Genomic DNA, 26,323 nt, shown 5'->3' with positions numbered 1-26,323 from the left:
CAAGCTAGACCAATAATCTCGAAATGGCAGGCTGAACCTCCGCGGCAGCGAAGCAATCGCTGGCTATCGGAGCGCATTCTCTGGATCATGGGAGACACAGCTTTGAATCGGCAGCAGCTTTGCCATTTGCTCTCTCTGCCTTTCATTTGCGCATTGACCTTCGGCCGTTCGTCTCTAGCCTCATCACCTGTCGCTGGAGGTCACCTGATGCGGTACGGTCTTCGCCCCCTCGCCTTGTCGGCCCTCTCTCTTCTGACGATCCTTGCTCCCTCTCTAGCTCTGGGAATGACGATCCGGGTCGGCCACTTTCCGAACATTACGCATGTCCAAGCCCTCGTCGCACGAGCCCTCGAACGACAGGGGCAGAACTGGTTTGCGGATCGTCTCGGACCTGACGTCAAGATAGAATGGTATGTTTACAATGCAGGCCCAAGTGCCATGGAGGCGATCTTCGCCAAATCGCTCGACCTCACCTATGTAGGACCGAACCCGGCCCTCAACGCCTATGCACGCTCACGGGGCGACGAGGTTCGGGTTATCGCCGGAGCAGTGAACGGCGGCTCCGCTCTTGTCGTCCAGCCTGATTCAGGCCTTACCACAGCGGCAGACTTCAAGGGTAAGCGCATTGCGACGCCGCAGTTCGGCAACACACAGGATGTTGCGGCTCGCGCATGGCTGATTGCCGGAGGATTGCGCATTACCCAGACCGGAGGCGACGCGCAGGTGCTTCCCACCAGCAATCCGGATCAGCTGTCGCTTTTCCAGAGCAAGCAGCTGGACGCTGTCTGGACTGTCGAGCCCTGGGTCTCACGGCTGGAATCCGAGGCGGGCGGAAAAGTGCTTGTAGAGGAAAAAGATGCCATCACGACAATTCTCGTCTCAAGCGCGGGCTTTCTCTCCCAGAATCGTGAAATTGCGAAACGTTTCGTAGCGGCTCATCGGGAGTTGACGGAATGGATCCAGAAGAATCCTGAAGAAGCGCAGCGCCTTGCACGACAGGAGCTTCAGGCCTCATTTCGCATTGATATGGCGCCGGAGCTGGTTGCACGTGCCTGGAGCCGGATGAACCTCACTTCGAGCGTCACGCGCGATGCATTCCAGGCCTTCGTCACCAGTGCGCAACGGGTCGGATTCCTGCGTGACACTCCCGACTTGTCGCGATTGATCGAGAGTCCTTAATGGAGCCCCTTCGGACGTCGTCAGACAACCGCCCGGCAAAGCTTATCATCGAGGAGGTATCGAAGAGCTTCGTCGCATCGCGAGCGGTCGTGCATGCACTCGACAACATCTCACTCACCGTGCCCGAGGGTGAGTTCCTCTGTCTGATCGGACCAAGCGGCTGCGGTAAGTCCACCCTCCTCGATATTATTGCTGGCTTGACCAAGCCAGATGCGGGACGGGTCTTGGCCGACGGCAAGGTCGTGCGCGGACCGGGACAGCAGCGCCTCGTTATGTTTCAGGAATCGGCACTTTTCCCTTGGCTCGACGCTTTCGGTAACGTGATGTTCGGGCTGAAGCTCCGCCCGGATCTGACCAACCACGAGCGCCGCAAGATTGCCGACTACTATCTCGAACTTGTCGGACTAGAGAAATTCAAGCACGCCCATGTGCATGAGCTCTCAGGCGGCATGAAGCAGCGGGTTGCATTGGCTCGGGCTCTCGCGCCTGACCCACAGGTACTGCTGATGGATGAACCATTCGCGGCTCTCGACGCTCTGACTCGCGATCAGCTCTACAGCGATATTCAGCGTATCTGGATGGAAAGCCGGAAGACCATCGTATTTGTCACGCACAATGTGCGAGAGGCTGTCTGTTTAGGAGATCGAGTGATCCTGATGTCTCCGTCGCCCGGGCGTATCGCTCAAGTCTTCGATATCCCCCTGCCGCGCCCTCGCGATATCAACAGTCCCGATTTGGCGGGCTATGCGTATGAGATCGCAGCTGCCCTCAAGGGCACACTTGAGGGAGCGGCTTACGAATGAAACGTCTCGTCATCGCTCTGATCTTCTTTGGCGCGCTCATCGTTCTCTGGGACCTGGCGGTTCGCAGCGGCCGATGGTCAGTTGTGCTTCTTCCCTCTCCTATCTCGGTTGCCGACTATATTTGGACCGCCCTCCTGGACGGTACGCTTCTGGACGCTGCATGGGTGACCTTGAAACGGCTTTTCGTGGGGTATATAGCCGGTGTTATCATCGGGTTGCCCCTGGGCCTATTGACGAGTACATCGCAGGTCCTTGAAGATACGATCGGCGCGTTGGCGCTCGGCCTTCAAACTCTGCCGAGCGTCTGCTGGGTACCGCTCGCTCTCATTTGGTTCGGGCAGACCGAAGGCGCGATGCTGTTCGTCGTGATCATGGGCACTGTGTGGTCCGTCATTATCGCGACCGATAACGGAGCCCGTAATATTCCGCCGATCTACGCCCGCGCCGCCCGTACGATGGGATCGGAGGGCTTCCACAAATGGACGCGCGTCATTCTCCCTGCTTCGCTTCCGTTCCTAGTCAGCGGCATGAAGCAAGGCTGGGCTTTCGCCTGGCGGTCCCTCATGGCAGCGGAGATTTATGTCACGATCCTGACCGGTTTTGGACTCGGGCATCTGCTCCACTATGGGCGTGAGTTGAACGCAATGGACCAGGTCATCGGCATCATGATCGTCATCGTGTTGATCGGCTGGCTCGCAGACCGGTGCCTGTTCTCACCATGGGAGCGCTTCCTTCACCGCCGCTGGGGAACGAACGTGAAGGCTTCCTGATACCTGGTCTCTGATGGGTGAAGCAGCTTTGGCCATTCACAGACTCCAGCTGCCACACCTAGAGAGTCTCAGACGCGCCCGGCAGGCTGCGTCGGAGAGGTCGGCTCCCCGAGAGATAGCATCAGCCGGTTCGCCCAGTTGAAGAAAGCGGAGCCGTTGATCACGTCAATGATCTCAAGATCATCGAGACCAACCGTGCGTAGCGCTTCCACATGATTTTTGTCGAAGCTGATCGGCGTTTCCGTCAATGCCACCGACGCTGCGATGATTGCGTTCCAACGAGGGTCGATATCGGCATCGACACCCTCATCCAGAAGGCGCTGAACATCACCTTTCCGCTTCGAATATTGCGTGGCAAACCGGGAATGAACCGACGCGCAGTAGATGCAGCCATTGAGACGCGACGTTGCGGTCGCCGCAAGTTCGCGCTCCGCGCGAGGAAGACCATTTGTTGTATTGTAAAAGATATCCTTGTCGGTCTTTGTCCTCGCCTGTAGTACGTCTGGATCCCGAGCGAGCAGAAGGAAATACGGCGACTTCGAGCGCGAGGCGTCCACAAGGCCCGCCCAATGGCGCTCAGTCAACTGATCTGCGGGGTAGGGTTCAAGCCAGGGAAGCCAGCCCAGCTCTTCCTGCGTGAAAACTACAGGTTCTTGGTTATTCGGATGGGTAAGAGTGCTTTCCGCCATGATCATGTTCCCGGTCAGATGCCGCCCGATGCCAGTACGGTCGTGAAGATGGATGCGCGTTCGATTTCGACAGCTGCTTGCTCATGCGCAGCAGCCAACGTCCGAAGTCCGGCAATGACGCGCACCTGGAAGGACAAGAAGGCAACAAGTTGCGACAATGTCACGATATCCGTTGTCGACCAGCCCGCATCCAGAAGTTTCTGAAGAGCAGCCGCACTCGCATCGCGAGGGCGAAAGACGAGCAGATGAGCATGCTCCAGAGCCGCAGCGATCCGGCGCCCAAGCACTCCTTTGCTCGTCACGGAAACATGATAGTCCAGGCCGTCCTGATCCTCCGCAGACAGGGGCCCCGGCGGGTAATGCCCATAAGGTCCCTCGGTGGAGCCGCGGGCGATTTCTGCGCTCACTGTCTCCGTGATGTCCGCATCTCCCGAGTTCTTCAGCCCAGACGCGTAGAAATCCATTACGGCCGGCTGACGATGAAGACCGGCGACAAAGGTCGCGATGGCATAGCGCTCAATCGCTGAGACATTTCCTGGGAACTCTGGTTCGAAGAGCGCCAGATAGCTCTTCTGAGCGTTTTCGCGCGCTTGGGGACGTTGGTCCCTAATACCATGGAGATGCGTCCCCGGCGCGATGCCGGCCAACTTGTCGATGATATCCGAAGTCGTGGTGCTCATGGCTTTCACCTTGTGATGAGGAAAGGAGACAGCACTTCCACTGTCACTTCTCTCCAATCTGATGACTTGATCTCGCGGTCCCTCGTCAGCGCACAAGGGCAACTCGCTTCTCTGAACGGCTTACCGGTGGCTGCCATCCAAGGGCCGGGGCCACCTCCGTAGCCGTGAGCTCAATGGAACGCAGAATGGCTTGGTGGGGTGGATCGACGGAATGAACCTGGAAGACCAGATCGGTCACCCGCGACAGGGTTGTGTCCACGCTCAGCGATGCGATGACGTCGTCCGGCGTGCCTGCATGGGTATCGAGGGCTGCCATGATGTCGGCCAGACTATCCCCGGGAATGGCATGTCCCTTGGCCGCAAACTGATCCACGACGCGGCGCAGACCCTTTTCTGCCAATCGCAGCGCCTCGTCGCGATTATCGGCAACGAAGAGCGAGCGCGATGCGACGATGCGCGGCTCACGTCCCTCAGGCAGCGCTTCGAGGTACGCATCGATGATCGGATGTTGAATTTCAGCTAAGGAAGCTTGTGGCGCCTCCTTGGGTCGAGGCTGTGTGCGCGACAGCATGAGACCATCGCCGGCTTTTCCGGCCCGCGTTCCACCCCAGACGGAAAAAGTGGCCTGCCAGATCCGATCATTCAGATGTGGGGCAACAGGATAGAGGCTGTCGCCGCCTTCGAGCGGTCCACCGTTCCAGGCAGCTCTGACGGTAGCGAGGTGTCGATCGTAGATTTCTGATCGGTTGGCACTATCGAGCCCGAAGGCCGTGAATGACGACGGGGTACCGCCCGTTCCGACACCAATCTCGAGGCGGCCATCAGAGAGAAGATCGAGCACAACAGCATCTTCCGCAACCCGTACCGGATTCTCCAATGGAAGCGTGATGATGCCTGTCCCTAATCGGATACGCGACGATCGCGCTGCGATATGGGACAGGAAGACGAGAGGCGCTGGCAATCCTCCTTCGACCTCGTGAAAGTGGTGCTGGGCAACCCAAGCAGAATCGAAGCCGTACCTTTCCGCATGGAGAATTTGCTCCGACGCAAGTCGGTAGCGTTCTACAGCAGGAGCCTCGTCAAGCAGGCGGGTGAAAAAGCCGAGTCGCTTTGTTTGAACATGTGTCGTCATGAACCTGCTCCGATAAAGAAGAATCTCAGACGTGAACTGGGCTTAGCTGCCCCGGGATCGCGTCGATGAGTTCGCGCGTGTAGCTGCTCACGGGACGCGAGAAGACCTCCTCGACCGTACCGCCATCAACCTGACGACCGTTGTGAAGAACAGAAACGGTGTCCGAAATCTGGCGAACGACCGCCAGATCATGCGAGATGAACAGGTAGGTCAGACCGAGCGCCCTTTGGAGCTCATCGAGCAATCCAAGGATCTGCGCTTGTACTGTGACGTCGAGCGCGGAGACGGCCTCGTCCAATACTAGCACCTGCGGATTGAGGATGAGAGCGCGGGCGATGGCAACACGTTGCCGCTGCCCGCCAGACAGTGCATGCGGCTTCCTTGTCAAAACCGCTTGCGGGAGACCGACGCGATCAAGGATATGCTGCACTCTTCGCGCCCTTTCCTCTCTCGGCAGGGGATCGAAGTTGAGAAGAGGTTCCTCAATGATATGAAAAACCGTCTGCAACGGATCCAGAGATCCGAACGGATTTTGATAAACAAGCTGGATCCTGCGTCGGAACTGACGAAGCGTTTCACCGCGGAGCGTCGTGATGTCGGTCCCATCGACGAGAATACGGCCTGCCGTCGGCTTCTGGAATCCAACGATGCTGCGAGCCGTCGTCGTCTTTCCCGAGCCGGACTCGCCAACGATCGCATGCGTCGAACCTCGCCGGACTCTGAATGAGATACCATCCACAGCCCTGAAGGACTCCCGTCGACGTCCTCCTAAGGGAAAATCCTGAAGCAGATTGTCCACCACAATGACGTCGTCACCATCTACCTCCGGCCTACTCCGGCTTCTTGAGTGATACTTAGCCTTTCGGAGAGAGGGTGCATCGGCAAGAAGCTGACGCGTATATTCACTTTTTGGCGACGTCAGAATCTGCTGTGTTGGCCCCTGCTCCTGGATACGACCAGCCTTCATAACGACGACATGATTCGCGCGATCAGACGCAACCCCGAGATCATGCGTAACGAGCAGTACGGCCGTTCCGTATTCATTCCGTAGTTCATCGATGAGATCGAGGATGCGTCTCTGCACGGTGACATCGAGAGCACTCGTAGGTTCATCAGCGATAATCAGCGCCGGCCGTAGTGCGACCGCAATAGCGATCAGAACGCGCTGGCGCATACCCCCCGACAATTCGTGCGGATATTGACTGGCCCGTAACTCTGGCTGGGACAGACCTACTCGTGTCAAAAGCTCAATGACGCGAGTATCGATCGCCTCCCTACTGCCATATCGATGAATCTGCAGGATCTCTGCAACCTGCTCCCCGATCGTCTTGACCGGGTTGAGAGATCCGGTCGGATCCTGTGGAATGAGGCTGATCTTGCACCCTCGCACCGTGTCGAGCTGCCTCTGGGACCATGCCGCAATATCCGTCCCGTTTAGTCGGATCACTCCCGCATCCAACTTCCCGTTCTCTGCGAGAAGACCGATTATGGCCTGAGCGGTTGTTGTTTTACCGGACCCTGACTCTCCGACGATCGCGACGACCTCGCCAGGCTTCACTCTCAGGGAAACATCATATACGACTCGTTGAACGTCATTGCCATTCCGATAGGAGACTGCGAGGTTGTTGACCGCCAACACCGGTACATCAGATATATCGTCCATGAGCCGATCGCGATGTATCGTCGCGCTCATGAGCGGCTCCTGCTGAACGACTCGCTGATACGGTTTGCTGACAGGACAACCAAGATCAATATGATCCCCGGCACTGTCGTCAGCCACCAAGCTCGCGCGATGTAGTTGCGTCCCTCCGCGATAAGCAGCCCCCATTCCGGCGTGGGCGGTGGCGCACCATAGCCAAGAAAGCCCAGAGTCGAGATTGCCAGGATAGCGGACCCGAATTGCAGCGCCGCGAGGCCGATGACTGACGTCAGAGAGTTTGGCAGCACATGCCGCATCAAAACGCGACCGAATGTACCGCCACTGCCGAAGGCGGCCTCCACATAGTCGCTGCTGCGAACGCGGACGACTTCGGAGCGGGCTAATCGGGCAAAGCTCGCGATGGATGTGATACCGACGGCAATGGCGGCGTTCACGGTCCCGAAGCCAAGAAGGATAACGATGCTCAGCGACAGAAGAAGTTGAGGAATCGACAACAGCACATCGACGCTGCGCATGATCGCGCCGTCAACTCTGCTGCGTGCGGATCCCGCCACGAGGCCCAGTGCAGTGCCGACGATGAGGCCGACACCGACCGCGACAAAGGCGCCTGTGAGTGAGTTTCCGGCGCCGTAGACTATGCGGGCATAGAGATCCCGGCCAAGCGCATCCGTCCCGAACCAATGCTCGGCACTGGGAGCACGCAGCTGCTGGCGTGCTACACCTATCGTTGCACTGTAGCTGGTGAACAGGTCGGGAATGAGCGCCCAAAGGACAGCCACCCCAATCACCAACCACGCCAGCACAAGTCCGACCGGAATGTGCCTTAGCATTCGCAACAGATGCGTCGCAGACGAGATAAATGCCCGTTCGCGTGTGCGCCGCAAAGTCGAGGAAACACTCGCGATAACGGCAGCGTCCGTGCGAACCATGCTTCGGCCCGTCGAGTTCAGGCTTGTCATGCGACAACTTCCCCTTTGCTTCTGAGGCGTGGGTCGAAGACCGGATAGAGCAGATCGACCACGAGGTTGATGATCACGAACGCCGCGGCGGAGAAAACCACGATGGCCTGTAGAACTGCGATGTCCTGATTGGTAACAGCACGTTGAGTCAGCCCACCGATCCCATTGAGCCCGAAGACTGCCTCGGTCACAACTGCTCCGGCGAGCAGTTCGCCAAACAAGATTCCGGCAATGGTGAGAGTCGGAAGCACGGCGTTCTTTGCGACGTGCCTCCACAGCACCCACCGGCGCGAGGCACCTTTCGCACGAGCCACAGCGACGAACGGCTCTGTCAAGACGTGATCGATGTTCCGCATAAGCACCTGCGCCAACGGTGCAGAGATAGGAACGGCTAGTGTCAAGACTGGGAGGACGAGAGCCTGCCATGGACCTGGATTGATGACAGGAATGAGCTTGAGTTGAAATGAGAAGATCTGGATCAGCAGAATTCCAAGCCAGAAGACCGGCGTCGAAATGAACAGGGACGGCAAAGACCGAAACAATGATCTCACCCATATGAAAGGTGTCAGCACGGAGAGCGCGGAGATCCCGACGGCAACGACAACTGCCAACATAAAGCCCAAGGCGGCCAGCCATATGGTCGGAGGCAGGTTTGCAACAAGCACGTCGCCAACAGGAACACCTGCCTGGATCGAGTACCCGAAGTTCCCCGTCAGGAAATTCGCAACTGTATGGAAGTACTGAACCGGAACCGAGACGTCGGCGGCGTAGGACGCTCGGATGTCTGCAATTTGCTCCGGCCCCAATCCCAGTTCAGGGTTCAAGAACTTGATAAGGATCGCATCGCCGGGCAGCGCTTGCAGCAGAACAAACGACACCGTAAACGCGGCCCAAAGGACGACGATCGCTTGCCCTATCCGCTTGATCAGATATCTGGACATCGCTCATTCCATTTCAAAAATCATGGCATTGCGGGCTCCGACCGGAGGAAGTCTACATTCCATCCTGGCCGGATCACCTTTATTACGAACGGGGGGCTAGCCAGATATCGTAGAAGCTCGGACGCCCTACTGCCTCGAAGGCAATTCCGTTCACGTAGGGTGCAGCGGCAAACGCCTGAGGTTCTTCGAAAATCGGAATGGCATAAGCCTGATCGATCACGTAGGACTGAATCTCACCTGCGATCGCGAGGCGCTTGATGCGGTCAGGCTCGGAGGCCAGACTTTCCAAAAGGCTGTTCAGCTTTTCATCGACGAAGGATTTCACCTTGTCGCTATTGCCGCCCTTCTGCAGCAAAACATTGCGGTTCGTCGGATAGTACTGGCTCTTGATGACGTCCGGATCGGCGCGCCCGACCATGGCAGGTGATACAGGAGCCTTGGACGGGTCCAGGTTATTCACCGTCGCAGTTCCAGAGTCACCGGTCAGGACGTTGAGCTTCACGCCGATCTTGCCCCATTGCTGGGCAACCAGTTGCAGCGTTTCCTTGTTCTGCGGCTGCGGCAAGGATTCATAAGCCGAGAGATCAAGCGTTTGGCCGTCCTTCTGGCGCAGACCATTGGAACCTACCTTCCAGCCCGCTTCGTCGAGCAGGGCTTTCGCCTTGTCGATGTCGTAAGTCAGCTTCGATGAAAGGTCAGTGTATCCGAGTGCGGTCCTCGCGATGATTGACGTCGCCTTGGGATAATTGTGTGAGAAGAGTGTGGAGACAATCTCGTCCGTATTGGTGGCATGAAGTAGCGCCCGGCGAACGCGAATATCGGCTACCAAGGGGTTGTCCGGCCGGAACACAACACTGTTGTTCACGCCGCGTGTCGAAGGCGCATGGATCCGATACCCTTCATCTTCCACTTGCTTCTCGTCGTAGGCTTGGATCTGGCGAATGAAATCGGCTTGGCCGGCGAGCAAAGCACCGATGCGGACACTATCTTCCGGGGTGACGATGAGCTTGATGGTGTCGAGATAGGCGCGTCCTTGATGAGCCAACTTTGCAGGCCCCCAGTTATAGTCCTTGCGCGCGGCGAGAGTGAGTTCACGGCCGAGCGTCTCGCTTGTCACCACGAACGGACCAGACCCAATAATCTTCGTGGCGTCGCCGAGCGCCTCGTAAGGCAGTGACAAGGTTGCCAGAGACACGAGTCCTGAGCCGATGACGGAGGTCCCTTGTAAGAACCCAGGTGATGACCTCTTGAAATAGAACTTGACGGTGAGTGGATCGAGAACTTCGCTGCGCTCGTAGTTATTGATCACCTCCGAAATCGGAAGCTTCAATTCCCTATTGCCACGACCGAATGTGTCATAATTCTTGGCAACGGCCGCTGCATCAAGCGGCGTCCCGTCGGAGAAAGTGATGCCAGACCGGATCTTGAAAGTGTATTCGGTTGCGTCCGCATTCACCGTCCACGCCTCTGCGATCCAAGGCTCGATCTCGAGGGTCTGCGGGTTCTGGTAAGTCAGCTTGTCCGTGATCTGATTGAGAATACCCCCGTTGGGATAGAATCCTCCCGCTGGGGGATAGAGATTCGTATGGGTCTGCTGCTCGAGATAGACCAGCGTTCCACCGATGGAGGGCGTCTTATTCCGATCCGCCGCCAATGAAGCCTGCCCCCAGCCGATGGCCAAGAGCGAGACCCCGACTCGTGCGGTCAAACCGGCTTTGTTTACGAAGCGTCCCGTGAGCGACACGATTATTACCCCTGCATGCTGTCTCGATGATCCGAGTGACTGAGGGAATTATCTCGGCAATTGGACGGAACGGCAATTGGAACGTTCTTTTTTTAGAACAAGGACATCTGGAAGATTCTTCTATCTCTGCCATGCGCCGTAGAAGAACCGTCTTTTTTTTGGAACCTCACCGGTTCCGAGACCGGAACCAGCGGTAAATCGTGCCGACAGCCTGTTGTCTCGTTCGTTATATAGAACGTCTCTAACTTTATGTAGCGGAGACACTATGCGACACTGAGAATTGTCGCCTTGGGAGGCGGCCAGATCTATTTTCGCCTTGCAAAAGGAACAAAATTCCACAAATGATCGAAAACGACTAGGCATTTAGAATAATTTTCTAAATCGCCTTCTCTGGCCTCTTTCTGATCCCTTGGATTTGCAGTTACCCAAATGGATGCGACTGATATCAAGATCCTGACTCTCCTGCAGGAGGACGCGAGCATTTCGATTGCGGAACTCGCGCAAAAGGTGAACCTGTCTCAGACCCCCTGCTGGAAACGCGTGCAGCGACTAGAAGCATCCGGCGTGATTCAAAAACGCGTCGCTCTGGTCAATCCGGAAAAGGTCGGACTCGGGCTGACCGTCTTCGTATCGATCGAAACCAATGATCATTCCGGCACGTGGCTGGAGCGCTTCGCAGAACTAGTCTCGGTCATGCCCGAGGTCATGGAATTCTATCGCATGGCTGGAGACGTAGACTATATGCTTCGCGTCGTCGTTCCCGATATGGCTGCTTATGATCGCTTTTATAAGCGGCTCATAGGGACAATTCCGCTCAAGAACGTTACCTCACGCTTCGCTATGCAACGGGTGAAAGCGACCACGGCCCTTGCTCTGAATCCAGAGAGGTAACGCAAGCTTTCACTTAGGCAAGACTGCTGTTCCGAACGCGGCTGCGTGCACGAAGTGCAGCAACTCCCTCCCGAACGAGATGAGACAGGCGCCGTTGCAGGAGTGCATCCTGTATTCGCCCGTCACGATAGGCACTGTCAGAGACAAAGACGCCTGTCGGTAATACCTGAGCATTGAAGAAGCCGAAGAGTGGACGGAATTGGTGGTCGATGACCATCGCATGACGGTCAGTGCCGCCTGTCGCAAGCAGAGCGACGGGAACGCCAATGAGAGACTTGTAATCGACGAGATCGATGAAGGCCTTGAAAAGACCTGTATAGGAGCCATTGTAGACGGGAGATCCAACAATCAATAAGTCGGTCCGTTCGACATCACGCAATGCCTCGATCAGGAGCGCCGAGGCATCAGCGCGGGATCGAACAGTGAGTTCGGGCGCGATTTCAGCAATGTCAATCATCCGCGCACTCGCGCCGGTCTCCTGGGCAATACGGATCTGAATTTCCGAAACCAGTCGGCTCGTGCGGGACTGAAGCGTAGGGCTGCCTGAAATGGCAACGATCTTGGGCATGGAATTTTGCTCGCTGATGCGCCTTTCAGAATTTCCTGAATGCTCAGCCAAATCAATAGAACGCTTTCCTAAAATCTCCTGCTGTCGAGAAATGCTGTTTCCCCTGCAGCCGCCATTGGAGAACTTTTGTCGTCCGTGCCGACTCCAATGCCTCCCAATGACGCGCTGTCCAATCGAACAGAGGGTCGATGCCACGAGTTGCGCTCTCGTTGAAAGAAAACTTGCATTATCAGGGTTTGGCGGCGGCTCAGCCAAACCTCTTAACGGGCTCCCCGCGACTATATAAGCTACTCGGCAGTCACTTCACGTCGCTCGATCCACTTCGCTCTGAGACTCGCTGCCCGCCTCTGTGCGGCACGATGGAGCTCATCAATGTGGCGGGCCGCCTGCAGTGCTTCGAGCATAGGCTCGTGGATCAGACGCTCGCCATGGGGCTCATGGTGCGAAACCGGATCCCACAGTCCCATAGGGGTCCAGACGTCTCGATCATGCCATTCCGGCATTCCGAGGATGGGATAGAGACACACGCCACGTAGGGGAACCTCTTCGAGAAGCAACACCTCTGCCTCGACAGCGACCTCCTGCAACCAACGGCTCCGATGCTCCCCGATATGGCTCGTTTCGGTAATCATAACGTCGCCACCATAACGAGACCAAACCGAGCGAACGAGATCGCCCAAATTCCATCGTCGCGGATCATCATCGGAGAGCGGTGGAATGACCCCGTCGTCCTGTGCAGTTCCCCCCAACTCCCACTGGTTTGTCCAGTAATAGTTGATCCCCACGACGTCGAGGTGTCTGCGGCTTCCTCCGAGTTCGGGCAGGAGCCGTCCACACAACATATCCCAGCTCTGAAACACAAGACGCTCGTTGAAATCTCGCGCATCTTCCTCCAAGTCAGGGCGATCAGGAGGATAACTCACGCGACATAATGGATCGACGTTGATTATGCGCGCTCGCGGGCAGGCAGCCCGCAAGGCATTGATACCTTCGATAGCAGCTCTTGTGAGCGCCACTTTCAGATCCCAGCCCCGACCGGTCGCATGCGGAGCAAATAGCCCTTTCTCTCCGGCTGCGTAAGCCATGAATGAAGGCTCGTTCACAGGCGTGAAGGCACAAATCCCATCCGTGCGCTGAGCGATGTAGCGACCAACCGCATAGCAATAATCCGCAAAAATATTCGTGAATTCATCGCTCCAGGGATCGAGATTCTGCGGATAGCCGTAATGGAAAAGGTCCCATATGACCTCCACACGATGTCGGCGGGCTGCTTCGACGAAGGGCTCAACAGTGGAGAAGTCGTAGTGCCCATTCCGAAGGTCGACCAAGGGCCAACGAATTGTCTCACGCGCCGCATGAATATCGAGTTCCGCGAGTTGTCGATAATCCTCATCAACGGTCTTGTCATGGCCTGTAGCGACGACTTGGTCGAACCAGAGACCATGACGATTGTACCCTGTAGAGCCCTCGAAGCCCGCCAGAAAGAAGCTGCGGAACATTGTGCTCTCCCTGTCTGCCTTATTGCATCATAGAAACACGAGACGAAGCATCTGACAGCGTGCCAACACCTTCCAACCCGCTCCGTACCAGCCGCATGTAGGCCTCCATAACGGGTGTGGGCACCCGTCGCAGCGGATCTGCCGGGTCCGGGACGATGTCCCACAGCCCCATCTGTGCCAAATGCTCAGTCACCGGACGTCTGCCTTGACGATAGGCCCACGTGACAAGCGCGAACATCGGCCACCATGTATAGCCAACAAGTGGAATGCCTTTGCTGCGGAGCTGCCGCGTGGCTTCAACCGAGTTCTCAAGCCAAGAAAGTCGGCGTCGCACGGACCCCATCGACGCGGTCTCCGAGATCATGAGCGGCACGCGATAGCGCTCATAATACAAATGCCCGAGGCGAGTGATGAGCTCAGCTCCCGCATAGGGCATGCGGATGCGGAAGCGTCCGCCAGCATCGCGCAGCAACTTCTTTTGCGTAAACATCGGATAAAGGTTCATGCCGACAATTGGCAATTGGACAGCACTATCAAGAAAATAGGCAAGTTCGGGTTCGCTCGCCCCGTTCTTCAATAGCCATGTCCATAAAGAATGACGGTCATCGACCCGGCCCGAGACAAGATCGAGTGCCAGAAATACGATCTCCTGTCGACGCTTGGCCTCGTCTGCAAGCTCGCTATCGTCCGTGTCGAAGAGATCCGTGGCATCGACGAAATACGGCACGATGCGAGGATCGACACTTTCGAGTGCCTTGACCGTTTCGACCATTCCTTTTGCGATGGCCAGCATCAGAGCCACAAACCCAGGCCAGCTGCGACGGAAAGGTGGCCACCATCCGAGACGCCCGCAATACCAAGCCGTAATGCGGGGCTCGTTGAGAGGTGTGTACCATGTAATCCGCCCGCGAAAACGTTCGGCGAGACGAGCCGCATAGTCAGACACGAGTTTTGGATAATCGGGGTGAAGAAAGGCACCCTCGATCCATCGCGGCAATCCATAGTGAACGAGATCAACCTGAGGTTCGATCCCCAGTTCAAGAAGGCGGCCTAAGGTCTCATCAGGGAAGGTCCAATCCCAAGTTGCTCGATCGGGCTGGATCCGATGCCACGGCACCCCGTAGCGCGCGCAGGGCACACTAAGCTCGGCAATAAGACCGAGATCCTTATACCAGCGATCATAATGGCCGGTCAGTTCGTACTCGTCGAGAGTCCGCCCCGTTGCAGCATGCGGCGCTGTAATGAATGTATCCTCGATCCCCGTGGACCACCAGAATGCATCTGGAGCGGTCAAACGGTGCAGTTGAGATCGACTGGGAAGAGTTTGGGTCATGCCGGGGCCGTCCCTTGAGCGTCAGTGCTTCCACTGCAGCACAGCGGTTCGGCCGCAAAATCAACCTCGGCCGTCACGTGATCCACGCCAGGAAACGGTTCAACTGCGAGAAAGTTGCATGCGGATCTCAGAACATCTCCGATCTTTCTGCGTTAACCGTAAGCGGGGCTTTTGCGTCAAGCGGAAAATAGAGCGACCTTGAACCGGGCGAAGCCACCTCCAGTTTGGCTTATATTTGGCGTCGCCTGGCTGCCCGGCCGCAAGCCTAACGATAGAGGCCTCGCGGCGCGGGCGGGCCTTTTTTAGCGGGGAGCGCTTCAATGATCGAGATGATCTCACAGGCAGGTACTCATCCCCGTCCACAGTTCCGACGTGATCGCTGGATCGATCTGTGTGGCAAGTGGCGATTTGCCTTCGATGATCGCAACCGGGGACTGGTTGAGCGATGGTTCGAGCAGACCACCTCTTTCGATCGTGAAATAGTGGTTCCCTTTCCTGCCGAAAGCAAACTTTCGGAAGTCCATGATACGAGCTTCCATCCTGTAGTTTGGTACTACAGGGAATTTCGCGTCGATGAAACAGCTCGCAAGGATCGCCTTCTCCTTCACTTCGGAGCAGTCGATTACAAGGCGACTGTCTGGGTCAACGGTCGAATGGCCGTCGAGCATGTTGGGGGACAGACACCATTCGAAGCGGATATCACATCGCTGCTCGTTCCCGATGAGACACAGACGATAACGGTGAGAGCCGAGGACGACCCGAGGGATCTGCAGCAACCGCGCGGCAAGCAATATTGGGAAGAACAGCCCGGCTATATCTGGTATCATCGAACGACCGGAATTTGGCAGCCGGTCTGGCTAGAGCCAGTCCCAGAGGTAGCGATTTCCGAGATTCGGTGGACACCCGACGTCGACCTTTTTGGTGTAGCGCTGACGCTCAGGCTTGACAGGGCGCCTCGTGATGGATGGCATATTCGCGTCCAGCTTTCAGGTGATCGCCCGCGGCAGCTCCTCATCGACGATCGATACAGTCTCTCTGTACGCGAGATACGGCGCGTTCTGCTGCTCGATATTAACAACGCTGCCATTCGTCGTCGCCGCAGCCTGCTCTGGGCTCCGGAGCATCCTAATCTCATTGACGCGACTATTGAACTTCTTGATGAGAACGATGTTGTTATCGACCGCGTGGAGAGTTATTTCGGCCTGCGCCGGATAGAGGCACGCGATGGACGCTTCATTATAAACGGTGTCCCCATCTTTCTGCGGCTGGTATTGGCGCAAAACTACTGGCCAGATTCTCTGCTTGCGGCTCCAGATGCAGAAGCACTCAGACGCGAGGTAGAGCTCGCCCAATCCCTCGGATTCAACGGCATTCGCATTCATCAGAAAATCGAAGATCCACGTTTCCTCTATTGGTGTGACCGACTCGGCATGCTGGTCTGGAGCGAAGCAGCCAATGCTTATGTCTATTCCGATCGATCTGCGGAGATGCTGGCGCGCGAATGGATGGAGGCCGTGCACCGAGACTATAACCACCCATCGATTATTACATGGGTGCCCCTCAACGAAAGCTGGGGTGTTCCGGATCTCGATCGCTCGGCTCAGCAGCGTGACTTTGTACGGGCATTGTATCACCTTACCCATGCCCTCGATGCAACTCGGCCTGTGATCGCGAATGATGGCTGGCAGCATGCTGTCGGCGATATTTTCGGCGTGCACGACTATGCGCCTACTGGCGATATGCTGCGAGAGCGATACTCGGATCGCCAAGCCATTGCGACAACATTTCGCGAAATTCGCCCTCACCACCACCCTTTGCTCGGAGAAGGAGTCGCTCTTAAAGACCAACCAATCATCATAAGTGAGTTCGGCGGCCTAGGTTTCGTGCCACAAGCCAGCGAAGACTGGTTCGGATATGGACAGTTCACGAGCCCCAACGAGTTGCTGGACCGCTACGAGCAACTTGTCGATGCTCTGCTTTCATCGAGTGCATTGGCGGGCTTTTGCTACACTCAACTCACTGACACCGGACAAGAAACGAACGGCCTCTTTACGATCGACCGTCAAGCAAAATTCGACTCTGCTCGCATACGCGCCATTAACAGCCGCCCCTCGAAGGCCGTCCCCAGCGAGATTCTGGATGCCCTGATCAAACAGGAGGTCGAACGGCGCCGGAAGGACCGTGGGCAGGAGTAGTACAAGCTTCCATTGCAAATAAACGGCGCGTCAATTTCGCCATGATATCGAACAGATCGTCCGCGGCAAAAGCCGTATGATCGATACAGTCAATGCGACTGCGCAACTGGAAACTGAGATTGATGGATAGCCTTCTCCGCTTGAATAAGCACGTCCAAGCCGCGCCAAGGTTTAGGGATAAAGGTAACACAATCGGGAAGAGTTTTGAGGCGATCGCCATTGCTTCCCGACGTAACCACAATCCTGATTGTGGGCCAGTTCCTTGCGGCGAATTGTGCAAGCTCGACCCCATCCATTTCCCCTGGAAGTCGGATATCTGCAAAGATCATTGCTACCTCGCCTCCGCGTTTCTGAAGGTAGGCAAGCGCAACTTCCGCATTCTCAGCCTCGACCACATCAAGTTCGGTCTCTTCCAGCAACGTTGCCGCGAGTTCACGAACTTCTACGTCATCTTCGATGATCAAAGCGACATGCTGCAAGGGTTGCAGGCTGCTCATGACCCATCTCCCCGTTCTCTGCTTGCGGCGAAATACAGGTACATCGCGCGTTTCCGTATCCTGCAAAGCAGTCTGGTTAGACTAACATACGTTGAAATGTGGAACGATCGACCTGCTCACTGGTTTCAGCGTGGCAGTAGAAACAGTTATTTCATGAGCAGTTTCGAACGTAGCAGAATATACGATAGCAATCTTTGGGCCGCTCAGAACGGATTGACATAGTTTAATATTGCTGCCTGCCGCAGGACGACTTTCCGAATGATGTGACTTGCCTTCACATGATCGGTAAAAATTGCTGCGAGTCCGGTACTTCCCGCTGGAAGATGATGCGCCGCGTCCTGATCGTCGATTCTTACGCGGACCACGAAAGGAGCTGCCTGGATCTCCGAGGGGGCAACGGCAAGACCACTTGGCTGAGTCTGCCCAGTGGCGATCGCCTGCAGCACCGCCTCGACGCGACCAGTATAGATTTGGCCGGGGAAAGTCTTGAATGTGACTTCAACCGGCTGGCCGATCGCAATATAGCGCGCGTAGATTTGTGGAACTTCTATACCTAAGATCGTTTCCGACGTGTCGATGAAAGCCATCACCGGAGACTGTGCTGTGATGCGCGCCCCCTTGCGCAGCGCCAAATTGGTCACATAGCCGTCGACGGGTGCGCGCACCGTGGTCTTGTCGAGGTTCCATTTAGCTGCGTCGAGGTCAGCCCGCAGTTGTTCGACTTCGGCCTCTCGTTGCTGAACATCGAAGGCCCGTCCTGTGTCGTGTCTCTGTAGCTCAGAGAACTGGGATAGGCGCAGCTCAGCGAGCTTGAGTTGTGCCTCAACTGCCCGAGCCTGAGCTTGATAGGTTGTTGGATCGATGCGGAACAAAACATCTCCCGCTTTGACCGGTGTATTAGCCGCGACTGGCACATCAACGACCTCGCCTGCGACCGAAGGAATGATCTGAACCGAATTGCGCACAACTGCAACGGGTCCCGACGGTGCACCCCACCCCATGGGAATGAACAGGCCAACAAGGAGAAGGAGCAGTACGAGAACCGGCGAAAGCTTCCAGAACAGGTTGAATGGTATGAAACGCAACCAGACGAACAGGGCAAGGAGGGCAATGTACGAGTTGAGCAGGACAACGATCATCGCGCCGGCTCCCGCCGTACTGGTACGTCTACATACGCCCAGATCAAAACCAGGGGCCAGAATACGAAGCCGCAGATCAACGTGGCCCAACTCCCGACTGTTACCGCCTCAGGCCACGGATGCCCGCGTTTGCGCGCAATGTGCCCCGGCATCATCCCGAGAGCCACAAAGACCGCAATGAGGCTTGCAAAGAGTACGAATAGGACGATCCACGCGAAAACATCGATGGCAGACATCAGGATCTCCCCACGGCGTCGAATTCGAACATTTTCTTCGGATCCGCACCATATGACTGCCGATCTATTCCGTGCGCTAGCATTTGAGATGCTTCTGGGACGTCGAATGAAGACGCTGCAACTGCAAGCCAGAGCTCGCAAGTCGCCTCGGAGGGGGGCATAAATTCAGTCGCCCGACCCGAAATGGCGATTCTCAAATTGCGGCTGCATCGATAGAGCAGGCGCCAGAGCAGGCCTCGACAGGCTGAACCTTTATAAAATCGATCTGAGGTCGACGCCCTTTGCGAATCCATGAGCCCCCGCTAGATGCGGATATCTGGCGATATAGGAGCGGCGTCGACAATGCTGCCGATCAAAGAAGGCTCGCCGTGAGCCTAGGTGGACGCAGGACTATTGATCTCTATTCATCAATGCATCTAGGGCGGGCGTGAGAAGCGGGAAGGGTCACTTAGGATAGTTCTCACAATGGAAGATCGAGGAACTCCGCTCTAATGTTTCGCATCGGTAAGCTTCTAAAGCGAGACGGTAGTCCGGATGGAAAAGCCGACCATGCCGCGCGGACGATTTCCAATGTCGGCCTTGCACAGCGAGCTTGATATGATCGCGATGGGTCTTTCAGCGCATCGGTGCCGGCTTCAGGATCACCGAGTCGATATGCAAGCATATTGACGGGTGTCTTCCCGACTGCGGAGCGTCAGTGTGCTTGTGTGAGGCTCTCGACAACGTGGACCAACTGATCGACCACTGCTGTTGTGATCCGTTGGCCCTTGTCGGCGCTTGCGCGCGATGGATCGCCGACGACGCCCGTGCCGCCAGACATATCCTTCATACTGCGGAACAAGGCTCCTCGTGCCGGCAGGATCATATCGGAATTGGCCCAATCAAAAGTTCCGGCATAGTTCATGCCGGTTATAAGGTCACGCCTAACACTGTCCGGAGCAGCAAGCAGCATGAGCGATGTCTCGAACTCACACGCGTGATTGACGCCGGCAAAGTCGCTTTCGCGGATTTTGCTCAACTCGCTGGCAGCGAGGCGCCACCAAGTCAGCATCGCAATGCGACAATCCTTATGTTTGGCGCCGAAGCTTTCCAGCAGAACCTGACCGATAGCCTGGTTCCCGCCGTGGCTGTTGAAGAGAATGATATTCCGAAATCCATGACGGACAACGGATTCGATGATCTCGCCAACGTACAGAAGAAACGTCTCGTGCCGAACGGTCAAAGTGCCGGTGAAATCCATATGATGTTCGGAACAGCAGACTTTGACCTGCGGCAGGATGAGCACTCCCTTATGAAGTCGCTCATCCAGCTCACTCAGGAAGTGGTCTCCGATACGGGCATCCGTGTCAAGCGGGAGATGTGGTCCGTGTTGCTCAATGGCTGCGATATTCAGCACAATAGGAACTGAGCGGTCTATGGTATTGATCTCTTGCGTTGTGAGCGTTTCCCATCTCATGGCTTCACCGCCCAGAGTTCGATTTCCACGACGAAGTCCCGAAGTAATCTGGTCTCCACCGCTGTCCTAACCGGGAGCGGATGCGGCATCATCTCGGCATAGACTTCGTTGAAGGCCGGCCAATCATTCAAGTCCGTCATATAGACGTTGACCTTGAACACGTCGGCCAGGGTGCAGCCCGCATTGCGGAGCTGCATGGCGCAGTTCTCGATGGTTATCCGGGCCTGCGTACGAATATCCGCTCCGACCGTTTTCCCATCCGGGCCGACGCCAGCCTGCCCGGAAATCACGACGATGCGGCCTGGAGTAACCTCAATAACCGGCGAGTACGGACCGTGCCCAGGCGCCTGAGCGGCAGGCGGTGCGCGCTTGACTGCTTCCGGGCGATGGTTTGTTCCCATCGGATTGGGAAGGTACCCAATGAAACCCGCGATCCGCCAACGGCCTTCAATGTTCCGGCAAAAATACTGCGTCTGCCAGCGCAGTGTCGTTACTGTTCCATCATCCAGACGGAGAGAGCCGTCAAACTTCTTTCGCGCGAGAGCGAAATCACCCATGATCTCGATATCTCGCAGGCCCGTAAGCTCGAAGAGAGATTTGCGCAAGGCCTCATCAGGGATACGCCCCTTAAGCTCCCTCGCACCATCCAGCCATGCCTGCCGGTAGCGGTTGATATCCGCATATGTGACGCGCCAGCTGTCCGGGTTATCTGAGAACCGCCCGTCGATCCCGAAGAATAGATCCGGTGCGAAATCGCGAAAATGCGCATCCCAATCGCCAGCCACGAAAGCATCGATATCGCGATGAACGAGCATTTCCCAGATCGCATGGCGCGCCGCATCGGTCGACGGGAATGGATTAACGTCTGTCATGGTTCTGCCCCTAACGGATCGTTCGCTCCGACACTTTGAAACGGCGGACCGCCTCTTCGTCAAGTTCAATGCCGAGACCCGGCCCCTCAGGTAAGCGAATATGCGGCGGGGACACAATGAGGGGTGTCTTGAGCAGATCGTGTGAGCGGATCATGCGACCGAAAATGTCACTCGGCCATGTGCAACTCGCTGCGGCAGCGCTCTGATGCACATACATCGCTTCCAAAATGCCGAGATCGACCTCTGATCCATGCCAGCACGGCAATCCCGACATTGCCGCCATATCAGCCATCGCCTTGAACTTGGCGAGCCCACCATTGAAATTGAAGCCATCAACCGCGCCATGGGCAACGGCATTCACAGCCTCATAAGGACGCTGCCCCTGAAAAACATAAGGTAAGGATACATGGAGGGCGATGGGGATGGCACTGAACTGGCGAAGATTGGCATAGTCCTGGATCATCCAACGCTGAATCGGATCCTCCAGCAGAAGGACATTTCCGATCTTCTCCAGATCCCGGATGATCGGCCGGGCATTTCCGGCATTTTCCCAGCGCTGATTGGGGTCGAAGATCACCTTCATACCGGGTGCATGCTTATGGATTTCTTTGCACCAGGCGACCACGTCATCCTCGAGGTCGCATTTGAACTTGATGCAATCGAACCCCTGCTCTCGGTACTGCCGGACCCAGGGGCCGATTTCACTCACCGTGCGGTGACTCGACCATGCGCTGATCTTTACGTGGCTGCGAACTGCACCGCCGAGAAGACGGTGAAGCGGAACGTCAAGGGATTTTGCATAGGCATCCCAGATTGCGCACTCGAAGCCATCATATTCACGGCAAAGAGCGATAGGAAGATCCTGCAACGGCATCTCGGCAATGCTCTGGCCAAGAAGCATGCTCGAGATATTCTCGATGATCGACCAGTTGTGATCCCGATAGAATTCCGCGAGCCCCACGGTTCCATCTTTGAGGGTCATACGCAGAATGAGCTTGGGCAACTCGTCGAATTGAACCGACCAAGCACGCTTCCCCGCCACCGGTAACATGTGGAGAGGCTTATTAAGGCTCTCGGAATTGATCACGCCGGGATGGGCGGGAACAATGACCTCTTCATAGTCGAAGCGAACAATGGTTTTAGCGTTGATATCCATACGACACCGGTCAAGAAGCAAAGGGAGACTACAAGCAGAAAAGTAGTTAAACAACGGAATTTGCAGAGCTCAGAAAAATTTTGACCACTGAATTTTTGTGACGCTACATTTCGTAAGGAACAGGATTCGGCGGGAGTGACGACGATGAGCCAAACCATTATCGTGACGGGCGGCGCAGGTGACATCGGGCGGGCCATGTGCGCGCGCTTTCTTCGAGATGGCCATCGCATTGCCATGCTGGATAAGGATCGCGCGGCACTTGAGCTCGCGCAGGAGAGCCTTGGCTCTTCTGAGCGACTGATCGTGATTCCCGCCGACGTGACAAACGTAGCGTCCATCGCGAGCGCTGTCGCGGAAACTGAGGGGCGCCTGGGGCCCATCGACGTCCTGATCAATAATGCCGGAGGCGTCGTCAGTCCGACCCTCTCGAAGACCTCAGAGGCGGCCTGGCTTTCTGACATGGAGCTCAATCTCAACGGCGCGTGGCGCTGTGTGCGGGCTGTCCAGGACGGTATGCAGGCCCGTCAGCGTGGAGCGATTATCAACATCGCCTCCGTTAACGGTGTGGGCATCTACGGCTACCCCGCCTACAGTGCAGCCAAGGCAGGCCTCATTCAGCTCACACGCTTCCTGGCAGTGGAATTCGGGCGTTATGGCATTCGCGCGAATGCCATCGCTCCGGGAACGGTCAAGACTCAAGCATGGCAAGCCCGGGTGAAGGAGAACCCAGCAATTTTCGAGCGTCTTAAGCGCTGGTACCCACTAGGAGACGTCTGTGTCCCCGAGGACATCGCGGGTGTTGCGACCTTCCTCATCGGCTCAGACGCGAGAATGATCACTGGTGCCATTCTTCCCGTCGATGGCGGTCTCTCGGTGGGTTCGATCACGATGGCTCAGGAATTCTGCGGTGACGCCTTCTAGCCCATTCAACTCGCTGCGGCTCTCCTAATCGCCGATCGGCTGCGCCTCGGTATGGCCGTGAAGGGCGAGCAGACTTGTCCGGATTCTATGCAACCGACGTGCCGAGGCCGGCTGCTTCAGCGCGCCCACGATTGCCGAAAGGCAGTCGATCACCAGCAGTTGGCCATAACGTGTGCGATTGGGAAAGTTGAAATGAACCTCGTCGCCTGGAACGACGAGCGGTAATAGCAGAGTGGATCGCCCGGCAAGGGGAGAGTCCGGTAACGTCACCGCAATGACTGAGGCGCCTCGAGCGGTCGCTATTTCGGCCGCATCGACAAGGGACTGCGGTTTGCCGGTGACGGAGAAGATCAGGAACGCATCACCTTTCTCAGCAATGGCGGCAAGCATCTGCTGCTTGTAGGCATCTGCCGACGAACTGACAGCCAAGCCGAACCGGAACAGCCGATTTTCCATCTCCTGTGCCATGATGGCGGAGCTTCCACCGACACCGAGGCATACGATGCGATTCGCTTGGGCAACTGTTGCAGCCGCTGTGTTCAGGAGCATCTCGTCGAGGCCGGAGAAAGTCGTTGCAAGCGCATCCACACCCGATTGATAAACCCGCTGTGCCGTCGTGCGAGCATCGCCGGACTGGACCTTTCGCTCAGCCTCGATATACATCCGGCCAACGGCAAAATCCTGAGCCAGCCGTATCTTGAAATCACTGAAGCCATCGCATCCCAGACGACGTGTGAAGCGCATCACCGTCGGCTCGCTCACCTCGGCTTGTGCTGCGAATGCTTTGATACTGATGCGGGTCATCCCCTCAATATCCCGCAGCACGAGATCCGCGACCCGGCGCTCGGCCTTTCTCAGGGATGGTGCGACCTGTTCAATGGCTTCGATCAGGCTGGCAGGATGCTTCATGCTGTTGGTCCCAAAGGACGAGGCTCTAGAATTTAACCCCGAGATAGGCCCTGTCATCGGCCCAAGTCGCCTCTGTCGATCCCTTCGGCGAAAGATAATGAATGACTTTCGATGGATCCTCACGCTCAGCCCGAGCGAAAGCCTCCTCCCAGGAGGCGACACCGAAAGCTGCCCCCTGTTCGAAATATCCATCGGAGTAAATTTCCACAGTCTCGACCTTCTCCAGGGCAAACTGCTCGATCCGGATCAGATTCTCCGGGACGGGGAACCCATCGAGACAGGCGTAACCAAGGATGGTGGAGCTATCATTCTGATAGGCGCCTTGGGCGTTAACGATGCCACCTTTGACGAGATGCTCGATCAAATCACGTGACATATGCGGCAGAGCCGAAAGACTTCGGCTGATGGCACACTCTTCGATCTGCCTCATATCATCTGCCGTCAGAAGGCCATCGAAGGCGTCAATCGCTTGGCGAGTGCCATGCCAGGTAATGCGTCGCGACAGTTGCTCGTGCTGAGCACGGTTCCGAATCTTGCGGACGATGACCGGCCATGCCTCTCTACGGAGCGTCGAGGTGATTAGATCCAGGTCTTTCTCGACGCGTAACGTTTCCCGGCCATTGAGACGTACGCCGCTGTCGCCAACAAGAATCACCTCCAAGCTCGGCCCACGAACCCAAACAAGGGCTAGCGCAGCGGAAAGTCGGATATTCCAATCGATCTTAGCTTTCTCAAAGACGCCATGAGCCTTGTACGCTCGCTCAAGAGCCCCGGTCAGTGCACGGACGAGGGCAAATCCATCCTCTGGCGTGCTTGATGCGCTCAGAATTTGCTCAAGTGCGCCCTGAACAATCGTCGCTGCATATTGGCCGGAAAGCATGCCGTCATACCGGGTGCCGAGCCGGTCCGTAACACCGTCGATGACGGCATACGCCCGGCCCGGGAGAATGACGAGGCGATCCTCGTTCGTATGAGGCTTGGACGGATCCTTCGCCTCTGAGAATGCCTCGATCAGCATGGTTCTATTATCGCGTTAGATATCCGTTGACTTCAGCGGCTCTGAAGAGCCGCCTTCCACTTGGAAATCCACTCGTTGCGATGCTCGGCGACTTTCTTGATATCGTAATCGACCAGCTTGACCTCGCTGATCGGCTTAAGTCCTGCACCAGTCACGTCCTTGCGCACGGAGCGACGGCCGATTTCCGATACAAGCTGCTCCTGGACAGGCTTGGACAGAAGCCAGTCGATAAACACCTTGCCATTGTCCGCGTGAGGAGCGCCCTTCACGAGTGCGACGCCGTCTGCCACTGTGGATGAGCCGTCTTCCGGATAGACAATCGCGACGTTACCGCCGCCCTTGACATAGTCGAGAGCGTTGTCCTCGAGCGTAAGGCCTACCAAAGCCTCTCCATCGTTAACATAGCGCGGGACGGCGCCAGAAGAATCGGACAGATTCATATTGGCGAGAGTCTTGTTATAGACATCCCAGCCCTTGTCCTTATAGGCGAGCAGGACTGTCGCGAGCTGCTGGAACGAGGAGCCAGATGTATCAGGCCGGGCTGAGGAGACCTTGCCTTTCCACTTTGCATCGCCGAGTTCAGCCCAGGTCTTCGGATACTCGTTCGGCTTGAGTTCCTTATTATTGACGGCCATGACCAGGAGAATACCGGTATAGGGAATCCATTCCGGACTTACCTTGTAAGTCTGAAGGATTGCAGCGTCTTCCTTGGGCGAATAGGTCTGCAGTAGGTCCTTGTTGTCTTCCAGCTGCTCCCCGCCGATGCTCCAGATCACGTCGGCCTTGGCGGAGGACGATTCAGCTTTGACCCGTTTGATGATATCGCCGGAGCCAGCCTTCACCACGTCGACCTTAATGCCCGTCTCCTTTTCGAATTTGGGAACGAGTGCATCGACAATCGATGCCTTGTGCGCCGTATAAACGACCACCGTCTTCTCTTGCGCCATGGCTGCGACGCTCAGCGACGCCAGCAACATTCCGGCTGTTAGCCCTACTTTCAGCATTTTTCCCTCCCCCGATTAGGTAGCAAAGCTACGCCATGTTGCTGAAAGCTGTAAGTTTTGTAAAGTCGGAAG

25 protein-coding genes are annotated in these 26,323 nt (G+C 56.5%); 6 read left to right on the top strand and 19 right to left on the bottom strand.

Annotated features, from left to right (window positions below):
• Positions 1-207: 207 nt before the first annotated feature.
• Genes K9B37_RS03455 through K9B37_RS03445 form a run of 3 tightly spaced genes read left to right on the top strand, consistent with a single transcriptional unit; the run spans position 208 to position 2,752 of the window.
• Positions 208-1,179: an ABC transporter substrate-binding protein gene (locus tag K9B37_RS03455; RefSeq protein ID WP_224311395.1), complete on the top strand. Its 972-nt coding sequence runs from the start codon at positions 208-210 to the stop codon at positions 1,177-1,179.
• On the top strand, positions 1,179-1,982 hold the full coding sequence (locus tag K9B37_RS03450) for an ABC transporter ATP-binding protein (protein WP_224311394.1): 804 nt from the start codon (positions 1,179-1,181) through the stop codon (positions 1,980-1,982). Before K9B37_RS03455 ends, K9B37_RS03450 begins: the two co-directional genes overlap by 1 nt.
• A complete protein-coding gene (locus tag K9B37_RS03445) occupies positions 1,979-2,752 on the top strand; it encodes an ABC transporter permease (protein WP_224311393.1) in 774 nt (257 codons plus the stop codon). The genes K9B37_RS03450 and K9B37_RS03445 overlap by 4 nt, the downstream gene beginning before the upstream one ends.
• Before the next feature lie 68 nt (positions 2,753-2,820).
• Here K9B37_RS03445 and K9B37_RS03440 read toward each other — a convergent pair whose 3' ends face one another.
• From K9B37_RS03440 to K9B37_RS03410, 7 genes are all read right to left on the bottom strand, one after another.
• Positions 2,821-3,441, bottom strand: coding sequence for an alkylhydroperoxidase domain protein (locus K9B37_RS03440; RefSeq protein ID WP_224311392.1), 621 nt, complete (start codon positions 3,439-3,441; stop codon positions 2,821-2,823).
• Positions 3,442-3,455: 14 nt separating this feature from the next.
• Complete coding sequence (locus tag K9B37_RS03435) at positions 3,456-4,121, bottom strand: CMD domain protein (protein WP_224311391.1); 666 nt, start codon at positions 4,119-4,121, stop codon at positions 3,456-3,458.
• 85 nt (positions 4,122-4,206) lie between these two features.
• The gene (locus K9B37_RS03430) at positions 4,207-5,253 is read right to left on the bottom strand and encodes a putative FMN-dependent luciferase-like monooxygenase (protein WP_224311390.1); all 1,047 of its coding nucleotides are present in this window, start codon (positions 5,251-5,253) and stop codon (positions 4,207-4,209) included.
• A 25-nt stretch (positions 5,254-5,278) separates the two neighbouring features.
• Positions 5,279-6,946, bottom strand: a complete 1,668-nt coding sequence (locus K9B37_RS03425; RefSeq protein ID WP_224311389.1) for a dipeptide ABC transporter ATP-binding protein — start codon at positions 6,944-6,946, stop codon at positions 5,279-5,281.
• Positions 6,943-7,743 carry an ABC transporter permease gene (locus K9B37_RS03420; RefSeq protein ID WP_224311582.1) on the bottom strand — a complete coding sequence of 267 codons (801 nt, stop codon included), beginning with the start codon at positions 7,741-7,743 and terminating at the stop codon, positions 6,943-6,945. Before K9B37_RS03420 ends, K9B37_RS03425 begins: the two co-directional genes overlap by 4 nt.
• 125 nt (positions 7,744-7,868) lie before the next feature.
• Entirely contained in the window at positions 7,869-8,813 is a 945-nt protein-coding gene (locus tag K9B37_RS03415; protein WP_224311388.1) for an ABC transporter permease, read from the bottom strand.
• An 82-nt stretch (positions 8,814-8,895) separates the two neighbouring features.
• The gene (locus tag K9B37_RS03410) at positions 8,896-10,494 is read right to left on the bottom strand and encodes a TIGR04028 family ABC transporter substrate-binding protein (protein WP_224311581.1); all 1,599 of its coding nucleotides are present in this window, start codon (positions 10,492-10,494) and stop codon (positions 8,896-8,898) included.
• Positions 10,495-10,986: 492 nt separating this feature from the next.
• On the opposite strand from K9B37_RS03410, the gene K9B37_RS03405 reads away from it, so the two are divergent.
• Entirely contained in the window at positions 10,987-11,448 is a 462-nt protein-coding gene (locus tag K9B37_RS03405) for an Lrp/AsnC family transcriptional regulator (protein ID WP_224311387.1), read from the top strand.
• A gap of 13 nt (positions 11,449-11,461) precedes the next feature.
• Here the strand turns inward: K9B37_RS03405 and K9B37_RS03400 are convergent, their stop codons facing one another.
• The 3 genes from K9B37_RS03400 to K9B37_RS03390 form a co-directional block, all read right to left on the bottom strand.
• A complete protein-coding gene (locus K9B37_RS03400) occupies positions 11,462-12,016 on the bottom strand; it encodes an NAD(P)H-dependent oxidoreductase (protein ID WP_224311386.1) in 555 nt (184 codons plus the stop codon).
• A 287-nt stretch (positions 12,017-12,303) separates the two neighbouring features.
• The gene (locus tag K9B37_RS03395) at positions 12,304-13,515 is read right to left on the bottom strand and encodes a glycoside hydrolase family 1 protein (protein WP_224311385.1); all 1,212 of its coding nucleotides are present in this window, start codon (positions 13,513-13,515) and stop codon (positions 12,304-12,306) included.
• Positions 13,516-13,534: 19 nt separating this feature from the next.
• Positions 13,535-14,848 carry a family 1 glycosylhydrolase gene (locus K9B37_RS03390; protein ID WP_224311384.1) on the bottom strand — a complete coding sequence of 438 codons (1,314 nt, stop codon included), beginning with the start codon at positions 14,846-14,848 and terminating at the stop codon, positions 13,535-13,537.
• A gap of 320 nt (positions 14,849-15,168) precedes the next feature.
• On the opposite strand from K9B37_RS03390, the gene K9B37_RS03385 reads away from it, so the two are divergent.
• Complete coding sequence (locus K9B37_RS03385; protein ID WP_224311383.1) at positions 15,169-17,043, top strand: glycoside hydrolase family 2 protein; 1,875 nt, start codon at positions 15,169-15,171, stop codon at positions 17,041-17,043.
• An 89-nt stretch (positions 17,044-17,132) separates the two neighbouring features.
• Here the strand turns inward: K9B37_RS03385 and K9B37_RS03380 are convergent, their stop codons facing one another.
• The 6 genes from K9B37_RS03380 to K9B37_RS03350 form a co-directional block, all read right to left on the bottom strand.
• On the bottom strand, positions 17,133-17,540 hold the full coding sequence (locus K9B37_RS03380; protein WP_224311382.1) for a response regulator: 408 nt from the start codon (positions 17,538-17,540) through the stop codon (positions 17,133-17,135).
• A gap of 203 nt (positions 17,541-17,743) precedes the next feature.
• Positions 17,744-18,679 carry an HlyD family secretion protein gene (locus K9B37_RS03375; RefSeq protein WP_224311381.1) on the bottom strand — a complete coding sequence of 312 codons (936 nt, stop codon included), beginning with the start codon at positions 18,677-18,679 and terminating at the stop codon, positions 17,744-17,746.
• Entirely contained in the window at positions 18,676-18,915 is a 240-nt protein-coding gene (locus K9B37_RS03370; RefSeq protein ID WP_224311380.1) for a DUF3302 domain-containing protein, read from the bottom strand. Before K9B37_RS03370 ends, K9B37_RS03375 begins: the two co-directional genes overlap by 4 nt.
• A 694-nt stretch (positions 18,916-19,609) precedes the next feature.
• Positions 19,610-20,371: a creatininase family protein gene (locus K9B37_RS03365; RefSeq protein WP_224311379.1), complete on the bottom strand. Its 762-nt coding sequence runs from the start codon at positions 20,369-20,371 to the stop codon at positions 19,610-19,612.
• On the bottom strand, positions 20,368-21,243 hold the full coding sequence (locus K9B37_RS24860; protein WP_369414201.1) for a Rid family hydrolase: 876 nt from the start codon (positions 21,241-21,243) through the stop codon (positions 20,368-20,370). The genes K9B37_RS03365 and K9B37_RS24860 overlap by 4 nt, the downstream gene beginning before the upstream one ends.
• Before the next feature lie 10 nt (positions 21,244-21,253).
• Complete coding sequence (locus K9B37_RS03350) at positions 21,254-22,399, bottom strand: mandelate racemase/muconate lactonizing enzyme family protein (RefSeq protein WP_224311378.1); 1,146 nt, start codon at positions 22,397-22,399, stop codon at positions 21,254-21,256.
• A 144-nt stretch (positions 22,400-22,543) separates the two neighbouring features.
• Here K9B37_RS03350 and K9B37_RS03345 point away from each other — a divergent pair, with 144 nt between their 5' ends.
• Positions 22,544-23,320: an SDR family oxidoreductase gene (locus tag K9B37_RS03345; protein ID WP_224311377.1), complete on the top strand. Its 777-nt coding sequence runs from the start codon at positions 22,544-22,546 to the stop codon at positions 23,318-23,320.
• Between the two features lie 24 nt (positions 23,321-23,344).
• On the opposite strand, the gene K9B37_RS03340 is transcribed toward K9B37_RS03345, so the two are convergent.
• From K9B37_RS03340 to K9B37_RS03330, 3 genes are read right to left on the bottom strand one after another with little or no spacing between them, the layout of a single operon-like run.
• Positions 23,345-24,229 (bottom strand): MurR/RpiR family transcriptional regulator, encoded by an 885-nt coding sequence (locus K9B37_RS03340; protein ID WP_224311376.1) that lies wholly within the window; start codon positions 24,227-24,229, stop codon positions 23,345-23,347.
• A 25-nt stretch (positions 24,230-24,254) separates the two neighbouring features.
• Complete coding sequence (locus K9B37_RS03335) at positions 24,255-25,247, bottom strand: hypothetical protein (protein ID WP_224311375.1); 993 nt, start codon at positions 25,245-25,247, stop codon at positions 24,255-24,257.
• 32 nt (positions 25,248-25,279) lie between these two features.
• Positions 25,280-26,251, bottom strand: coding sequence for an extracellular solute-binding protein (locus K9B37_RS03330; protein ID WP_224311374.1), 972 nt, complete (start codon positions 26,249-26,251; stop codon positions 25,280-25,282).
• Between the last annotated feature and the right edge of the window lie 72 nt (positions 26,252-26,323).

Origin of the sequence: Microvirga puerhi, from assembly GCF_020089865.1 — a bacterium.
Taxonomy (GTDB): domain Bacteria; phylum Pseudomonadota; class Alphaproteobacteria; order Rhizobiales; family Beijerinckiaceae; genus Microvirga; species Microvirga puerhi.
This window is presented reverse-complemented; position numbering and strand designations above follow the sequence as displayed.

Coding starts and splice junctions, on each gene's coding strand:
- K9B37_RS03435 (WP_224311391.1), bottom strand. CDS start 4,121: ATGAGCACCACGACTTCGGATATCATCGACAAGTTGGCCGGCATCGCG.
- K9B37_RS03400 (WP_224311386.1), bottom strand. CDS start 12,016: ATGCCCAAGATCGTTGCCATTTCAGGCAGCCCTACGCTTCAGTCCCGC.
- K9B37_RS03350 (WP_224311378.1), bottom strand. CDS start 22,399: ATGGATATCAACGCTAAAACCATTGTTCGCTTCGACTATGAAGAGGTC.
- K9B37_RS03335 (WP_224311375.1), bottom strand. CDS start 25,247: ATGCTGATCGAGGCATTCTCAGAGGCGAAGGATCCGTCCAAGCCTCAT.
- K9B37_RS03385 (WP_224311383.1), top strand. CDS start 15,169: ATGATCGAGATGATCTCACAGGCAGGTACTCATCCCCGTCCACAGTTC.
- K9B37_RS03430 (WP_224311390.1), bottom strand. CDS start 5,253: ATGACGACACATGTTCAAACAAAGCGACTCGGCTTTTTCACCCGCCTG.
- K9B37_RS03455 (WP_224311395.1), top strand. CDS start 208: ATGCGGTACGGTCTTCGCCCCCTCGCCTTGTCGGCCCTCTCTCTTCTG.
- K9B37_RS03440 (WP_224311392.1), bottom strand. CDS start 3,441: ATGGCGGAAAGCACTCTTACCCATCCGAATAACCAAGAACCTGTAGTT.
- K9B37_RS03415 (WP_224311388.1), bottom strand. CDS start 8,813: ATGTCCAGATATCTGATCAAGCGGATAGGGCAAGCGATCGTCGTCCTT.
- K9B37_RS03345 (WP_224311377.1), top strand. CDS start 22,544: ATGAGCCAAACCATTATCGTGACGGGCGGCGCAGGTGACATCGGGCGG.
- K9B37_RS03340 (WP_224311376.1), bottom strand. CDS start 24,229: ATGAAGCATCCTGCCAGCCTGATCGAAGCCATTGAACAGGTCGCACCA.
- K9B37_RS03395 (WP_224311385.1), bottom strand. CDS start 13,515: ATGTTCCGCAGCTTCTTTCTGGCGGGCTTCGAGGGCTCTACAGGGTAC.
- K9B37_RS03420 (WP_224311582.1), bottom strand. CDS start 7,743: ATGCTAAGGCACATTCCGGTCGGACTTGTGCTGGCGTGGTTGGTGATT.
- K9B37_RS03380 (WP_224311382.1), bottom strand. CDS start 17,540: ATGAGCAGCCTGCAACCCTTGCAGCATGTCGCTTTGATCATCGAAGAT.
- K9B37_RS03445 (WP_224311393.1), top strand. CDS start 1,979: ATGAAACGTCTCGTCATCGCTCTGATCTTCTTTGGCGCGCTCATCGTT.
- K9B37_RS03450 (WP_224311394.1), top strand. CDS start 1,179: ATGGAGCCCCTTCGGACGTCGTCAGACAACCGCCCGGCAAAGCTTATC.
- K9B37_RS03390 (WP_224311384.1), bottom strand. CDS start 14,848: ATGACCCAAACTCTTCCCAGTCGATCTCAACTGCACCGTTTGACCGCT.
- K9B37_RS03365 (WP_224311379.1), bottom strand. CDS start 20,371: ATGAGATGGGAAACGCTCACAACGCAAGAGATCAATACCATAGACCGC.
- K9B37_RS03375 (WP_224311381.1), bottom strand. CDS start 18,679: ATGATCGTTGTCCTGCTCAACTCGTACATTGCCCTCCTTGCCCTGTTC.
- K9B37_RS03405 (WP_224311387.1), top strand. CDS start 10,987: ATGGATGCGACTGATATCAAGATCCTGACTCTCCTGCAGGAGGACGCG.
- K9B37_RS03425 (WP_224311389.1), bottom strand. CDS start 6,946: ATGAGCGCGACGATACATCGCGATCGGCTCATGGACGATATATCTGAT.
- K9B37_RS03370 (WP_224311380.1), bottom strand. CDS start 18,915: ATGTCTGCCATCGATGTTTTCGCGTGGATCGTCCTATTCGTACTCTTT.
- K9B37_RS24860 (WP_369414201.1), bottom strand. CDS start 21,243: ATGACAGACGTTAATCCATTCCCGTCGACCGATGCGGCGCGCCATGCG.
- K9B37_RS03330 (WP_224311374.1), bottom strand. CDS start 26,251: ATGCTGAAAGTAGGGCTAACAGCCGGAATGTTGCTGGCGTCGCTGAGC.